The sequence below is a fragment of the Nonomuraea rubra genome (genome assembly GCF_014207985.1).
In the GTDB taxonomy this organism is placed as follows: domain Bacteria; phylum Actinomycetota; class Actinomycetes; order Streptosporangiales; family Streptosporangiaceae; genus Nonomuraea; species Nonomuraea rubra.
Genome location: NZ_JACHMI010000001.1, coordinates 8,475,450 through 8,489,610, shown reverse-complemented (window position 1 = coordinate 8,489,610; position 14,161 = coordinate 8,475,450). Strand labels below are relative to the sequence as shown.

The following is a 14,161-nucleotide window of genomic DNA, read 5'->3' as shown; positions in this document are numbered from 1 at the left end:
ACGAATTGGTGGGTTTGGCGATACCTCGCCTGCCACTTCTGTACTATTTCGCCCCAGGTGTAATCCCTGGGAGGCGATACAGTGAGGTTTGGCAGGGTACCGGTGGCCGCGGGTCTCGCGTTCGGACTGGTGCTGACCCCGCTGGGAGCTGCCCTCGCCGATCCCCGCCCCACCTTGGCGCAGGCCAAGGCCAAGCTGGAGAAGCTCAACGACAAGGCCGACAAGGTCGTCGAGCAGTTCAACCAGGCGAACGAGCGCTACAAGAAGGCCAAGGGCACCTACACGAAGCTGAACGACAGCTACAAGCGCAAGCTGCAGACCGTCGCGGAGCTGCGCGCGCAGGTGATCGGGATGGCCGTCGAGAGCTACAAGCTCGGTGAGGACGTCACCTCCTGGCCCGGCATGTTCGGCTCGGACAACCCGCAGGCCATGCTCACGGGCTGGGCCGTCGCCGGGCAGCTCTCGCGCGAGCGGGCCGAGAAGCTGGCCGCCTTCGATCGCGAGAACAAGGGGCTGAAGACCGAGCGTGACAAGGCCGAGGTCGCGCTGGACGAGGCCGAGGAGGAGCGCGACGCCGTCGAGAAGGAGCGCTCCGAGATCCGCAAGCTGATCGCCGAGCAGAAGAAGCTGCTGGACAGGCTGGGGGCGTACAACCCCGGCAACCCGAACAGCACCGGCATCAAGTACACGGGTCCGGCGTCGGGCAGCGCGGCGGCGGCGTTGCGGTTCGCGTTCGCGCAGGTGGGCAAGCCGTACATCTACGGCGGCACCGGGCCGCGGGGCTTCGACTGCTCCGGGCTCACCCAGGCGGCCTGGGCGGCGGCGGGGGTGTCGCTGCCTCGTACGACGTGGCAGCAGTGGTCCTGGGGGGCCAGCCGGAAGGTGGACCTCGACGCGCTGCAGCCCGGAGACCTGATCTTCAGCGAAGGGCTCGGGCACGTCAGCATGTACGCGGGCAACGGGCAGATCGTCCATGCGCCGCAGACGGGCGACGTCGTCAAGGTCGTCAAGCTCTCCGCGTACGGCCGTTCCCTGGTCGGAGCGGTTCGCCCGTAAGCAGGCCGGTTGTGAGGCCGTTTCGCGGTCACCGGCGCTTCTACTATCGCGCATCGTAGACCGGTGGCCCGGGAGCGCTCCCAGTGGCGTTGCTCACGTTTAAAGGGCGACAAATGTGACGTAGGCGACAAATGCCACCTGACAAGCTCGGTGATTTCGAAGTGTGAGCAGGGTCACATTTCAGTAACGGAACCTGGTGTTCCAGCAGGGGTTTCCAACTTGACTCACCCCTCTGGCTGATCTTTACAACCTGACTCAGCCTTTGCCGATCCTTGACCTTTCGGCGTAGCTTCTGGCGTCGTCGCGGTGAACAAGCCATGTCGCCGCGAATCCCGCATCGGTCCCTCCCGATGTGCGACAGATAAAAAAATCCGCCGGTCGCACCCCGAGCATCCCCACATCGAATCTCGATCGGGGCACGCGACCTGCCGAATCCGTGCAGCCAGGAGGCACGGAGCCGGGGACCCAAGAGATCCCACGTTCCCCAAGGGATCAGGGGTGAATCGGCGCGCCCATCGCGCCGTAGGGCGACTTCCACGCCCGAATCCGTCAGCTAACCCGGTAGGCGTTCGTGGAAGACACAAGGAGAAATCCTGTCTAGTCCCCTGCACAACCCCCGCCTGTCCCGCCTTGCCCTGAGTGGCGTAGCACTCACGATGACCGTGACGGCCGGAGGTCTGATCCTCCATGCCCCAACGGCTCAGGCGGCGACGACGAGCGAGACGGCCACTCTGACGACGGTGAAGGCGGAAACCACCGCCAGGACGTCCCAGAAGGCCACAGCAGCCCAGCGAAGGGCCGCCAAGCTCGCTCGGCAGAAGATGAAGGCCCGCAAGGCCCTCGCCGTGGCCAAGAACCAGATCGGTGACCCGTACCGGTACGGAGGCACAGGGCCTGGTTCGTTTGACTGCTCCGGTCTCGTCCAGTTCGCCTGGAAGAAGGCCGGCGTCAAGCTCCCGCGCGTGGCGAGCAGCCAGTTCGCCCGCACCAAGCACAAGGTCTCCTGGCGCAATCTCCAGCCTGGCGACCTGATGTTCTTCAGCGGGCTCGGCCACGTGGGCATGTACGTCGGCAAGGGCAAAATGATCCACTCGCCGCGGACAGGTGAACGGGTACGCGTCGACAAGCTGAGCGGATGGCGCCGATCGTCCTTCGTGGGCGCGGTCCGACCCGGCATGTGAAGAAGCCCCGTCCGGATTCCTGGAGGATTTCCTGGATCCGGACGGGGCTCTCGCACGTCCGGAGCCCTCCGCCGGCGGGGAGCACTACGATCGGGCATCGTGTTCGAGCAGGTGAGCCGGCGAGCCGTGGTGACGGGCCTGCTGCTTCTCGTCCCCGCCGCCGCCACCCCGCTGCCCGGTTCCCCCATCCTTCCCCCCGAGCTGCGCGGCCTGTGGCCCGGACGGCGTACGGCCGTGAGCCGCGGCGCCCGTTCCACCGTGGCGGGGCCCGGCACCGTTCCGGCCGAGCGGCTCGACGAGCTGGCGCGCAGGGCCGACAGCGCGGGCGCGCGGGTCTCGGCCGTGCTCGGCAGGCCCGTACGCCCCCTGGTCGTGCTGCCGGAGTCCGGCCGTGACGCCGCCCGCCTGGCCGGCGGGGGACGGCTCGACGGGCTGGCCGCCGTGGCCGACGGCCGGCGCGTGATCGTCGTGCCCGAGGCGTTCGCCACGCTCAACCCCACCGGCAGGGACGTCGTCCTCACCCACGAGCTGACCCACGTCGTGGCCGGTACCGGCGGCCTGCCCGTCTGGCTGTACGAGGGTTTCGCCGACTACGTCGGCTACCGCGACGCCGGGCTGCCCGTGACCGTCGCCGCCGCCGAACTGGCGGCCGAGGTGCGGGCCGGACGGCTGCCGAGCGCTTTGCCCGGACCTGCGGCTTTCGCGGCGGATGGGCGTGACCCCGACCGGCTGGCCCGGGCGTACCAGGAGGCCTGGCTGGCGTGTCGCTTCCTCGCTGACCGGTTCGGTGAGGGGACCCTGGTGGGGCTCTACCGTGCAGCCCAGGTGGCGGGCGTCGATCGGGCGCTCGCCTCGCTGGGGCTCTCCGTCGCCACGCTGACGGCACGGTGGCGCGCGTACGTGCGGGATCAGCTCGGGTGAAGGGGAGGCCGATGGACGATCGAAGAGACACCGACGACGTGGCACGGGAAGGGGACGTGGCGGATGGCGCGATGGCCGCCGTGGGCGCCGCCGGCCATCCGGATGAGGACACGGCGCTCGGCGATGGCTCGTACGGGGAGGAGGCGGCGGAATCGGAGGACGCCGCCCGGCCCGGACACCCCCGCCCCAGCGCCGCTCACTCGGGCGCCGCTCACTCGGGCACCTCATACCCCGACAGCGCCCGCTCCGACAGCACGATGGCACCGGGGGACGCGGCGGGCTCCACGCCCGGCAAGGCGGCGGGAGGCGGGGCGGAGTGGCACGCGCCCGACGAAGCGGCGCGAGGCGAGGGGAAGCGGCACGTGCAGGGCGATGCGGCGGAGCCCGTGCCGGGGCATCGTGAGGAGGTGCCCATGACAGGAGGAGACGGCGGGACGCGGGCGGCGGCGATCGCGCTCGTGCTGCTGGGCCTGGTGATCGTGGCCGTGGCCGCCTTCAGCACCCCCTGGCAGGTACTGACCAGTGGCCCGCCCGACCCGGCCCGCGACTTCAGCGCCGCCCAGATCGCCAGGGCGCAGGCGTTCGACGCGGCCACCACCCTGCCGAGCTACCTCTCGCTGGCCCTCACGATCATCATCGCCGGCATCCTGGTCGCCACTCCGTTCAGCGCCAGGGTGCTGGGCAGGCTGCGGGGCCCGTGGTGGTTGCGGGTCGTCCTGGGCACCCTGGTGATCACCGCGCTCGTCGAGCTGATCAGGTGGCCGCTCGGCATCTGGGTCGAGACGATCCTGCGGGACTACGGCCTGTCGACCCAGGACTGGGCCGGCTGGGCGGGCGACCGGCTGAAGAACCTGGGCGTGGAGGTGTTCCTGGTCTGCGTCATGCTGCTGGCCCTGGTCGCGCTGGCGCGCAAGGTCAGGCGCTGGTGGATCCCCGCGGCGGTGGGCGCGTTCGCGCTGACGGTGGTGACGTCGTTCGTGTACCCGGTGGTGTTCGAGCCGCTGTTCAACGACTTCAGCTCCATGCGGCAGGGCCCCCTGCGCACGAACCTGCTGGACATGGCCGCGCGTGACGGCGTACCGGTCGAGGACGTGCTGGTCGCCGACGCCTCGCGCCGCACGACGGCGCTCAACGCGTACGTGTCCGGCTTCGGCGCCACGCGCCGCATCGTCGTCTACGACACGCTGCTGCGGGCCCCGCAGCGGGAGGTCGAGCTGGTCGTGGCGCACGAGCTGGGGCACGCCAAGTACGACGACGTGCTGTACGGCACGGTCATCGGCGCCCTGAGCGCCGGCTTCGGCGCGATCGCGCTGTTCCTGGTACTCAAGCCGCTACGGCGGCGCACCGGCGTCACCTCGATCAGCGACCCCCGGGCGGTGGGCGTGGTCATGGGCCTCATGACGATCGGCTCGCTGATCATGGGCCCGGCCCAGAACGTGATCAGCCGGCACATCGAGGCCAGGGCCGACGTGCACGCGCTGGACCTGACGGGGGATCCGGCCATGTTCATCGCCATGCAAAAACGGCTCGCCATAACGAATATTTCCGACTTGTCGCCGGATGCGGTGGAATATGTCCTCTATGCCTCCCATCCCTCCGGCCCCGAGCGCATCGCGATGGCCCGCGCATGGGCCAAGCTGAACGGCGTCCCCGAGCCGTGACCCACCCCGGCCACCCAGCCGACGCCCCAGCCGACGACCCCGCCGGCGACCCCGCCGGCGACCCCGCCGGCGACCTCGGCGGCGGCGTGCTCATCGTGACGAACGACTTCCCGCCCAGGCCGGGCGGCATCCAGTCGTTCGTGCACGGGCTCGCGCTGCGCACGCCCGGCGTCGTGGTCTACGCTCCGGCCTGGCCGGGCGCCGCCGAGTTCGACCGGCGCCAGCCGTACCGGATCGTGCGGCACCCGACGCGGCTCATGCTGCCCATCCCGGCCGTCGCGCGCACGGCGGCCGGGCTGGTGGCCGAGCACGGCGTGCGGACCGTGGTGTTCGGCGCGGCGGCGCCGCTGGGACTGCTCGCCCCGCGCCTGCGGCGGGCGGGCGCGCGGCGGGTGGTGATGCTCACCCACGGCCACGAGGCGTCGTGGGCGAGCGCGCCGGGCTTCCGCTCGGTGCTGCGCAGGATCGGCGGGCATGCCGACGTGGTGACCTACCTGGGCGAGTACACGCGCCAGCGGCTGGTGGCCGCCATCCCGGACGGCAAGCTCGTCCGGCTCGCGCCCGGCGTGGACGTCCGCCAGTTCCACCCCGGCGCCACCACGGCGGAGCCGGGCCTGGCCGGGCGGCCGGTCGTGGTGTGCGTCTCCCGGCTGGTGCCACGCAAGGGCCAGGACCAGCTCATCAGGGCCTGGCCCCGGGTGCTGCGCTCGGTGCCGGACGCGGTGCTGCTGCTGGTGGGCGGCGGCCCGTACCGCAAGAGGCTGGAGCGGCTGGCGGCCGGGCAGGAGTCGATCAGGTTCACCGGTACGGTGCCGGCGGCCGCGTTGCCGGGGTACTACGCCGTGGGCGACGTGTTCGCGATGCCGTGCCGTACCAGGCTCGGGGGAGTGGACGTGGAGGGGCTCGGGATCGTGTTCCTGGAGGCGTCCGCGACCGGGCTGCCCGTGGTGGCGGGCGCGTCCGGCGGCGCGCCGGACGCGGTCAGGCCCGGCGAGACCGGCCTGGTCGTGAACGGGGAGGACCCGGGCGAGGTGGCGCAGGCCATCGTGGAGCTGCTGACGGACCCCGACAAGGCGCGCAAGATGGGCGCGGGCGGCCGCGACTGGGTCGCCCGCGAGTGGGCGTGGGAGCAGGTGGCCGCCCGCTTCCACCGGCTGCTCTGACCCTTCGTGCGCTAACCCTTCGTGGAGCCGAGCGTGAGCCCGGCCACGAACTGCTTGTGCAGCAGCTGGAAGACGATCAGCGTCGGCAGCGCCACCAGCATCGAGCCGGCGGCCAGCAGGTTGTAGTCGGTGAAGAACTGGCCGCGCAGGTTGTTCAGCGCCGAGGTGACGGGCAGCTTGTCGCCCGACGACATCAGCACCAGCGCCCACAGGAAGTCGTTGTACATCCAGGTGAACTGCAGCGTGGACAGCGCCGCCAGCACCGGACGGCACAGCGGCAGCGTCAGCCGCCAGTACCGCTTCCACACCCCCGCCCCGTCCACCAGCGCCGCCTCGCTGATCTCCTCCGGGATCGTGCGCATGAAGTTCGCCATCACGAAGACGCAGAAGCCGAACTGGAACGCCACGTGGATGAGGATCAGCCCCAGGTAGGAGTCGTAGAGCGACTGCGAGTCCGACAGCCACGCCGGCAGCGGGACCAGCGTGTAGAGCGTGTAGAGCGGCGTGATGAGGACCTGCGGCGGCAGCAGGTTGCCCGCGGTGAACACGATCAGCAGCGTCCTGCGGCCCGGGATGCGCAGCCGCGCGATCGCGAACGCCGTGAACGAGGCCAGCAGCAGCGTCACCACCACCGCGGGCACCACGATGATCAACGTGTTGAGGTAGTAGCGGGGTAACTCGGCCTGCGTCCACGCCTGCGTGTAGTAGTCGAGCGTGAGCTGCTCGGGCAGCGAGACGTACCCCAGGCGGGCCGTCTCCTCGTACGGCCGCAGCGAGGCGTACACGGCCAGCACCAGCGGCAGCAGCCAGCCCAGCGCCACCAGCAGGAGGAAGGCGTGCAGCAGGACCCGCAGCGGCCGGACCGGGCGCCGCGCGGGCGCGCGCCGCGCCTGGCCGGGGGGAGCGGAGGCGGGCGCGGTGAGGGTCATCGCTGCTCCCCGGGCGTTCGCGACAGGCTGAGAGTCATCGCTCCTCCCTGAACATCTGCGAGAGGTACACCACGATGAACCCCATCGAGATCACCAGCAGGATCACCGCGATCGCCGAGCCGAACCCGATCCTGCTGGCCTCGCCCACGATGTTCTCGGTGACCAGCACCGACAGCAGCTCCAGCCCGTTCCTGCCCTTGTTGATGGCGTAGACGATGTCGAACGCCCGCAGCGCCTCGATCACCGTGATGACCAGCACGATCACGTTCACGGGCCGCAGCGTCGGGAACACCACCCGGAAGAACGCCTGCCGCTCGTCCGCGCCGTCGATGGCCGCGGCCTCCTTCAGCGCGGGATCGACCGCCTTGAGCCCCGCCAGATAGATGATCATGACGTACCCGACGTGCCGCCACCCGGCCGCGACCATGACGACCCAGATGTTGATGGAGCTGTCGCCCAGCCAGTCCACGCCCAGCCCGGTCACCGCGTTCAGCACGCCGTAGTCGGAGGAGTAGACGAGCTGCGCGATGAAGCCCACCACGGCCAGCGACAGCACGACCGGCATGTAGAGGGCGCTCTGATAGAAACGCGACAGCCGCAGCCGCCGGTCCAGCAGCACCGCGCAGAACAGCCCGAACGGCGTCGCGACCAGCCCGAGGAAGCCCAGCCACAACACGTTGTTGCGGACCGCCGACCAGAACGGGGGGTACTCGGCCGACAGGTCGTGGTAGTTCTGCCCGCCCACCCACTCGATGGGCCCGATCCCGTTCCAGTCGGTGCCGGACAGCCCGACGGAGGCCAGCGTGGGCCCCCAGATGACGCTCACGTTGACGGCGATGGCCACCCCCAGCCCGATGACCAGGACGGTCACGTCGCGGGCGGAGTAGCGACGGGTCTTGGCGGCCATCAGCGGAAGATGTTCGCCTTCTGCTTCTCGATGCTCGCCAGCAGGGAGTCGATCTCGTCCGGCTTGCTCACGAACGACTGCAGTGACGGGATCATCACGGTGGAGGCGAAGTCGGGCCGCGTGTCACGGTCGAGGAACTGGGCGATGTGCGTGGCCTTCGACACCAGCTCCGCGCCGCGCTTCTGCAACGCGCTGTAGCCGGAGGTGTCGGCCTTCGAGCTCGCGGCCAGCGTGCCGGGGTCCAGCTCCGTGGCGACGTCCTGCGAGGACGGCTGGGCGAAGTGCCGCAGCAGCGCCTTGGCGCCCTCCACGTTCCTGGCCTTGGCGGAGATCATGTAGCCGTCGATGGGGGCGTCGATCGAGTCCGTCCCGTACGCCGGGTTGATCTCCGGGAAGGTGAAGAAGTCGAGGTCGTCCCGGTCGGCCTCGGGGAACTGCTGGGCGACGAACATGCCGAGCAGGTACATCCCGGTCTTCTTCTGCGCCAGCGACTGCCCGGCCTCCTGCCAGGTGCGACCCAGCGCCGCCGGCTGGTGGAACTCCATCAGCCCCCGCCAGGTGTCGAACACCTGCTTGACCCGCGGATCCGTCCACGACTCCTTGCCGGCCATGAGCGAGATGTGGAAGTCGTAGCCGTTCATCCGCAGGTTGAGGATGTCGAACGTGCCCATCGCCGGCCAGCCGTCCTTGTCGGCGAACGCGATCGGGATCACCCCGTCGGCCTTCATCTTCCTGGCCAGCGCGGTCAGCTCGTCCAGCGTGGCCGGCGGCTCGTACCCCTTCTCCCGCCACAGGCTCTTGCGGTAGAAGACCGCCCACGGGTAGTAGGTGAACGGGATGAAGTACTGCTTGCCGTCGACGCCGGTCGACTGGTCCTTGAACGCCTGCGTGTAGTTGCCGCCGATCTCCTGCCACACGTCGGAGATGTCGACGGCCAGCCCCTGCTCGGCGAAGAACTGCATGCGGTAGCCCGCGAACCAGGTGAACACGTCGTCGGGCGTGCCCCTGAGGTAGCGGTTGATGTTCTCCTGGAACGTGTTGTGGTCGACCGTGTTGATCCGGCTCGTGGCCTGGGTGAAGCCCTTGACCACGGTCTCCAGGGTCTTCTTCGGGATCTCGTCGGAGGCGTTGGAGCCGATGGTGACCGTGCCGAGGTTTCCGCCGGACGCGCCGGGCGCCTGTGCGGGAGCCTGGCTGCCGGAGCCGCATCCGGCCAGGGCCGCGGGGACGCCGAACGCGGCGGCGGTGCCCAGCAGGAGATTGCGGCGTGTGATCGGCGGCCGTTGGTTCATGGTGGGTGCCTCCTTGCCGGACCCGTCAGAATCCCCCGAGTTCGCTCACCTTCCTTCATCGAAAAGCCAACATTTCGGACTGTCAACGGACGAAATCAGGTCATCATGCGGTGCGGTGCTCTGACCTTCATGATCTGGTGGGAGTGGAGGAGGGCGGGCTCTGGGGGGTGGGTGCAGGCCCGCCCTGTCAGGGGGTTAGTTCACATCGAGCTTGCGCTGGATGGTGAGGAGGATGCTCAGCATCTGCTGTTGGGCCGTCTCCATGGACTCCTGGTGTGACTGCACGGAATCCAGGGTCGCCAGCATGGACTTCTGGGAGAACTCCATCGAGTCTTGGCGTGACTGCATGGACTCCAGGGTCGCCAGGATGGAGTCCTGGGTGGTCTCCAGTGCGCCGAGCCGCTTGTCGACGTCGCCGAATCGCTCGTCGATCACGCCGAACCTCTTGTCGATGGCGTCGAATCGCTCGTCGATCGCGTCGAACCGCTTGTCGACGGCGTCGAATCGCTTGTCGACGGCGTCGAACCGGGCCTCCATCCTGCTGTCCAGCTTCTTGACCCGGTTGGCGACGTCGTTGATGCGCTCGGTGAGTTCCTGGCCGAGCTCGATCTGGTTCGCGCGAATCTGTACCAGCTCGTTGTGAATCTTCGTGACGAACTCGGTCCCAGAGTCCTTGATGGTCATGGAAATCTCCCCTAACGTAAGGCGAGGGACCGGGGATTTTCCGCATCTCCGGTCCCGTTCTTTGCCACGAGAATACCCCGGAAAAGACCGCGAGCAAGCGGGAATCGAAGGGAGATTCCCCTGCTCAGGCGGCACATATGGGACCCAATTCGGAATAATCCTCATATCCTGGTGAGGCCGTGGGGAGCCTGAAGAATCGTGTCCGGCTAAACGGCCCGGGAAAGGCGCTCAAACTGGTCGTCCGTCAACGTGATGGACAAAGCGGACACATTTTCCTCAAGGTGGGCAATCGACGACGTTCCGGGGATGGGAATCACCGTGGGGGAGCGGCGCAGCAGCCAGGCCAGTGACGCCTGCGCCGGCGTGACCCCGATCTCGGCCGCCACCTCCGCCAGCGGGCTCCCGGGCCCCGCATGCGAGCCGGCCGCGAACGGGAACCACGGCAGGAACGCGATCCCGTGCTCGGCCGCGTAGTCCACCACGGGGTCGTGCTCACGGGTGCTCAGGTTGTACAGGTTCTGGACGCTCGCGATGGGCGTGATCTCCGCGGCCTGGCGCAGCTCGTCCACGCCCACCTCCGACAGGCCGAGGTGGCGTACCTTGCCCTCGTCCCTGAGCTGCTTGAGCGCGCCGATCTGGTCGGCCAGCGGGTACTCCGGGTCGATGCGGTGCAGCTGGAGCAGGCCGATGCGCTCGACACGCAGCCGCCGCAGCGCCAGCTCGGTCTGCTGGCGCAGGTAGGCGGGGTGGCCGTGGGTGACCCACTCGGTGGGCGACGGGCGTACCACGCCGACCTTGGTCGCGATCGTCACCGTCCCCTCGTACGGGTGCAGCGCCTCGGCGATCAGCTCCTCGTTGGCGCCGAGGGCGTAGGCGTCGGCCGTGTCGAACAGGTCCACCCCCAGCTCGGCGGCCCTGCGCAGGAGCGCGATCGCTCCGGCGCGGTCGGCCGGGGGATGCCAGATGTGCGCCTCGGTGGCGGACGGTGCGGGCTCGGGGCCGTCGGCCAGCCGCATCGCGCCGTAGCCGATCCGGTTCACCGGGAGGTCGCCGCCGAGGGAAAAGGCCTCATGTGCAGGAATTTCGCTCATGGCCGTCACGCTAGGACTTCACATGGATGTGAGATTCAAGCCGGAAGGTTGTGAGGAGCGTCACATGAGGATCGGGGCGTTGTCGCGCGAGACCGGGGTCAGCCCGAGGCTGCTGCGTTACTACGAGGAGCAGGGGTTGCTGAGCTCTCACCGGGGCGAGGGCGGTCACCGGCGCTACGACGCCGGTGCGCCTGTCGTCGTCCGCCGGATCCGCACGCTGCTCGCCGCCGGTCTGCCGACCAAGGTCATCAGGGACGTGCTGCCGTGCGTGTCCGGCTCGGGCGAGGTGCTCGACGCCTGCACGCTGGGGCACCTGCGCGACCGCCTGACGGGGCTGGAGGCGCAGCTCGCCGAGATCCAGGCGACGCGCGACAGCCTGGCCGCGCTGGTGGCGGCGACGGAGAACTCGGCGCCGGTGAGCGTGACGCCGGTGAACGCGACGCCGGAGCAGGCAGCCGCCCGGGCCGCCTGACGGCGGGCGTCCGGCCGCCGGCCGTCCGCCGCGAACGGCCGGCCGCGAGCCGCCGGACAGGCTCGGTAGGCGCTCCCGACGGGCTCAGTGACCGCTGTAGAGCTCGTCGACGTCCTTGGCGAAGTCGCGCATCACCAGGCTGCGCTTGACCTTGAGCGTGGGCGTCAGATGCCCGCTCTCCTCAGTGATGTCCGCATCCAGAATCGTGAACTTCTTGATCTGCTCGGCCTTGGACACCGACAGGTTCGCCCGGTCCACCGCCCCCTGGATCGCCGCCAGAACCTCGGGATCGGCCCGCAGCTCCGCCACCTTGGCGCCGGCGGGGATGGCCTCGGGGTCGAGCGTGATCAGGGCCGCGACGAACGGCCGGCCGTCGCCCACGATCATGGCCTGGGAGATGAGCGGGTGCGCCCGCAGCGCGTCCTCCAGCGGCCCGGGCGCGACGTTCTTGCCCGCCGCCGTGACCAGGATCTCCTTCTTGCGCCCGGTGATCCGCAGGTAGCCGTCGTCGTCCAGCTCGCCGATGTCGCCGGTGTGGAACCAGCCGTCGGCGTCGATCACGTCGCCGGTCGCCGAGTCGTTCTTCCAGTAGCCGGGGAAGACGTTGCGGCCCTTGGCCAGGATCTCGCCGTCGCCGTCGATGCGCAGCGTGACGCCGGGCAGCGGCTTGCCGACGGTGCCGATCTTGTTGGCGCCGGGCATGTTGACCGAGACCGGGGCCGAGGTCTCGGTCAGGCCGTAGCCCTCGAAGACCTCGATGCCGACGCCTCTGAAGAAGTGGCCGAGCCGTTCGCCGAGGGCGGAGCCGCCGCACACCGCGGCCGACAGGCGGCCGCCGGTGGCCGCGCGCAGCTTGGAGTACACCAGCCGGTCGAACACGGCCCGCCGCAGCCGCAGGCCGAGGGACGCGCCGCCGGAGCTCTCCGCCTTGCTCCAGGCGACCGCCACGTCCACCGCGCTGGCGAAGATCCTGCCCTTGCCGCCGGAGATGGCCTTCTGCTCGGCGCTGTTGTAGACCTTCTCGAACACCCGCGGCACGCCCAGCAGGAACGTCGGCTGGAAGTCCTGGAGGTCGGGCGCGACGTTCTTCATGTTGGGCGTGTGCGCCATGATGGCGCCCGCCTCGATCAGCACGACCTGGATCATCCGCGCGAAGATGTGGGCCAGCGGCAGGAACAGCAGCGCGGCCGGGTCCTTGCGGGCGAACAGCGGCTCCAGCGGCCCGCGCAGCACGTTGAGCGCGGTGAACAGCAGGTTGTCGTGGGTGATCCGGCAGCCCTTGGGGCGGCCCGTGGTGCCCGAGGTGTAGACGATCGTGGCCAGGTCGGCGGAGGTGACGCCCTTCCTGCGCTCGTCCACGTCCGCGGCGGTGGCCTCGCCGGGCTCCGGCGTGCTGTCCACCCGCCAGATCGACCGCAGCTCGGGCGCGGCCTCCCTGACGGCCTCCTCGTGCGTGTCGAGCTCGACGAACGCCGCTTTCGCCTCGCTGTCGTGCAGGATCCACCTGACCTGCTCGACGGAGGACGTCTCGTAGATCGGCACGGTGACCCCGCCGACAGCCCAGATGGCGTAGTCGACCAGCGTCCACTCGTAGCGGGTGCGCGACATGAGCGCGACGCGGTCGCCGGGCTCGATGCCCGCCGCGATCAGGCCCCTGGCCACCTCGACCACCTGGTCGCGGAACTCGGCCGCGGTGACGACGGGCCAGCCCGAGCCGACCTTGCGGCGCATCACCACCGCGCCGGGCTCCTGCTCGGCGCGACGGAAGACGGTGTCGGCCAGGCCCGCGGAAGCGGGCACGTCGACCAGGACGGGGACGCTGTACTCGCGCACGAACTCAACTCCTCTTCGGGGACCGCCTGGACGTTACCGTCTTAAGTTACGCGCCGGTAGCTCCGTCATTGAGGCGTTATGAAGGGCATTTCTCACGCTAGCAGCCACCACCTGCCGGTACGCGCACCGGAAACGGCGGATCGCGGCGGGCTTAGGATCTCCCCATGAAGGTGCATGTCGTCAGCGACGTCCACGGCAGGGCCGACGCCCTGGCCCGTGCGGCCGACGGCGCGGACGCGCTGATCTGCCTGGGCGACCTGATCCTGTTCGTCGACTACGACGACCACGCCCAGGGCATCTTCGCCGACCTGTTCGGCGCGGAGAACGCCAGGCGGTTCATCGAGCTGCGCACGGCCAAGCGGTTCGACGAGGCCAGGGCCATGTCGGCGCGGCTGTGGGCCACGCTCGACGGCGACCCGCGCGAGCACATCGAGCGCAACGTACGCGCCCAGTACGACGTGCTCTTCGCCGCCATGCCCACCCCCGCCTACCTCACCTACGGCAACGTCGACCTGCCGCGCCTGTGGGCCGACTACCTCCGGCCAGGCCACCAGGTGCTCGACGGGCAGGTGGCGGAGATCGGCGGGCTGCGGTTCGGCTTCGTGGGCGGCGGTCTCAAGACCCAGTACCGCACCCCGCACGAGATCACCGACGAGGAGTACGCCGCCAAGGTCGAGGCCGTCGGCGAGGTGGACGTGCTGTGCTGCCACATCCCGCCCGCGCTGCCCGAGCTGCTGTACGACGTGGTGGCCAGGCGGTTCGAGCGCGGCAGCGAGGCCACGCTGGAGGCGATCAGGCGCACCCAGCCGCGCTACGCCCTGTTCGGCCACGTGCACAACCCCCTGCGCGCGCGGGCCCGCGTGGGCCGCACCGAATGCGTGAACGTGGGCCATTTCCGGGGGAAGGGCGTGCCGTACGTCCTCGAATGGTGATCTGACCGGCACCGTGCAGCGGTCCGCCGCACTCGGTGG

Annotated in this window: 13 protein-coding genes and 1 riboswitch; of the genes, 7 read left to right on the top strand and 6 right to left on the bottom strand. The window is 69.7% G+C overall.

What is annotated here, in order from left to right:
* Nucleotides 1-102: 102 nt before the first annotated feature.
* The 5 genes from HD593_RS38585 (at nucleotide 103) to HD593_RS38565 (ending at nucleotide 5,982) form a co-directional block, all read left to right on the top strand.
* Nucleotides 103-1,056, top strand: coding sequence for a C40 family peptidase (locus tag HD593_RS38585; RefSeq protein ID WP_312904011.1), 954 nt, complete (start codon nucleotides 103-105; stop codon nucleotides 1,054-1,056).
* A 416-nt stretch (nucleotides 1,057-1,472) separates the two neighbouring features.
* Nucleotides 1,473-1,639: riboswitch (cyclic di-AMP (ydaO/yuaA leader) on the top strand.
* A 73-nt stretch (nucleotides 1,640-1,712) separates the two neighbouring features.
* Complete coding sequence (locus tag HD593_RS38580) at nucleotides 1,713-2,237, top strand: C40 family peptidase (RefSeq protein ID WP_185106883.1); 525 nt, start codon at nucleotides 1,713-1,715, stop codon at nucleotides 2,235-2,237.
* Nucleotides 2,238-2,336: 99 nt separating this feature from the next.
* Complete coding sequence (locus HD593_RS38575; protein ID WP_185106881.1) at nucleotides 2,337-3,158, top strand: gluzincin family metallopeptidase; 822 nt, start codon at nucleotides 2,337-2,339, stop codon at nucleotides 3,156-3,158.
* Nucleotides 3,159-3,169: 11 nt separating this feature from the next.
* Nucleotides 3,170-4,819, top strand: coding sequence for a M48 family metallopeptidase (locus HD593_RS38570; protein WP_246546937.1), 1,650 nt, complete (start codon nucleotides 3,170-3,172; stop codon nucleotides 4,817-4,819).
* A gap of 92 nt (nucleotides 4,820-4,911) precedes the next feature.
* Nucleotides 4,912-5,982 (top strand): glycosyltransferase family 4 protein, encoded by a 1,071-nt coding sequence (locus tag HD593_RS38565; RefSeq protein ID WP_379478835.1) that lies wholly within the window; start codon nucleotides 4,912-4,914, stop codon nucleotides 5,980-5,982.
* A gap of 11 nt (nucleotides 5,983-5,993) precedes the next feature.
* Here HD593_RS38565 and HD593_RS38560 read toward each other — a convergent pair whose 3' ends face one another.
* The 5 genes from HD593_RS38560 to HD593_RS38540 form a co-directional block, all read right to left on the bottom strand.
* Nucleotides 5,994-6,911 (bottom strand): carbohydrate ABC transporter permease, encoded by a 918-nt coding sequence (locus HD593_RS38560; RefSeq protein WP_185106877.1) that lies wholly within the window; start codon nucleotides 6,909-6,911, stop codon nucleotides 5,994-5,996.
* A 34-nt stretch (nucleotides 6,912-6,945) separates the two neighbouring features.
* A complete protein-coding gene (locus HD593_RS38555) occupies nucleotides 6,946-7,818 on the bottom strand; it encodes a carbohydrate ABC transporter permease (RefSeq protein WP_185106876.1) in 873 nt (290 codons plus the stop codon).
* The gene (locus HD593_RS38550; RefSeq protein WP_185106874.1) at nucleotides 7,818-9,110 is read right to left on the bottom strand and encodes an ABC transporter substrate-binding protein; all 1,293 of its coding nucleotides are present in this window, start codon (nucleotides 9,108-9,110) and stop codon (nucleotides 7,818-7,820) included. Before HD593_RS38550 ends, HD593_RS38555 begins: the two co-directional genes overlap by 1 nt.
* A 195-nt stretch (nucleotides 9,111-9,305) precedes the next feature.
* Nucleotides 9,306-9,794: a hypothetical protein gene (locus HD593_RS38545; RefSeq protein WP_185106872.1), complete on the bottom strand. Its 489-nt coding sequence runs from the start codon at nucleotides 9,792-9,794 to the stop codon at nucleotides 9,306-9,308.
* Nucleotides 9,795-10,000: 206 nt separating this feature from the next.
* On the bottom strand, nucleotides 10,001-10,885 hold the full coding sequence (locus HD593_RS38540; protein WP_185106871.1) for an aldo/keto reductase: 885 nt from the start codon (nucleotides 10,883-10,885) through the stop codon (nucleotides 10,001-10,003).
* A gap of 64 nt (nucleotides 10,886-10,949) precedes the next feature.
* Between HD593_RS38540 and HD593_RS38535 the strand changes: the two genes are divergently transcribed.
* Complete coding sequence (locus HD593_RS38535; protein ID WP_185106869.1) at nucleotides 10,950-11,357, top strand: MerR family transcriptional regulator; 408 nt, start codon at nucleotides 10,950-10,952, stop codon at nucleotides 11,355-11,357.
* 84 nt (nucleotides 11,358-11,441) lie between these two features.
* Here HD593_RS38535 and HD593_RS38530 read toward each other — a convergent pair whose 3' ends face one another.
* On the bottom strand, nucleotides 11,442-13,190 hold the full coding sequence (locus tag HD593_RS38530) for an AMP-dependent synthetase/ligase (RefSeq protein WP_185106867.1): 1,749 nt from the start codon (nucleotides 13,188-13,190) through the stop codon (nucleotides 11,442-11,444).
* 164 nt (nucleotides 13,191-13,354) lie between these two features.
* On the opposite strand from HD593_RS38530, the gene HD593_RS38525 reads away from it, so the two are divergent.
* On the top strand, nucleotides 13,355-14,122 hold the full coding sequence (locus tag HD593_RS38525; protein WP_185106865.1) for a metallophosphoesterase family protein: 768 nt from the start codon (nucleotides 13,355-13,357) through the stop codon (nucleotides 14,120-14,122).
* Nucleotides 14,123-14,161: the final 39 nt, after the last annotated feature.

Excerpts from the sequence above, each read along its gene's own strand:
- HD593_RS38580 (WP_185106883.1), top strand. The coding sequence starts at position 1,713 with ATGACCGTGACGGCCGGAGGTCTGATCCTCCATGCCCCAACGGCTCAG.
- HD593_RS38570 (WP_246546937.1), top strand. The coding sequence starts at position 3,170 with ATGGACGATCGAAGAGACACCGACGACGTGGCACGGGAAGGGGACGTG.
- HD593_RS38560 (WP_185106877.1), bottom strand. The coding sequence starts at position 6,911 with ATGACCCTCACCGCGCCCGCCTCCGCTCCCCCCGGCCAGGCGCGGCGC.
- HD593_RS38555 (WP_185106876.1), bottom strand. The coding sequence starts at position 7,818 with ATGGCCGCCAAGACCCGTCGCTACTCCGCCCGCGACGTGACCGTCCTG.
- HD593_RS38550 (WP_185106874.1), bottom strand. The coding sequence starts at position 9,110 with ATGAACCAACGGCCGCCGATCACACGCCGCAATCTCCTGCTGGGCACC.
- HD593_RS38545 (WP_185106872.1), bottom strand. The coding sequence starts at position 9,794 with ATGACCATCAAGGACTCTGGGACCGAGTTCGTCACGAAGATTCACAAC.
- HD593_RS38540 (WP_185106871.1), bottom strand. The coding sequence starts at position 10,885 with ATGAGCGAAATTCCTGCACATGAGGCCTTTTCCCTCGGCGGCGACCTC.
- HD593_RS38535 (WP_185106869.1), top strand. The coding sequence starts at position 10,950 with ATGAGGATCGGGGCGTTGTCGCGCGAGACCGGGGTCAGCCCGAGGCTG.
- HD593_RS38525 (WP_185106865.1), top strand. The coding sequence starts at position 13,355 with ATGAAGGTGCATGTCGTCAGCGACGTCCACGGCAGGGCCGACGCCCTG.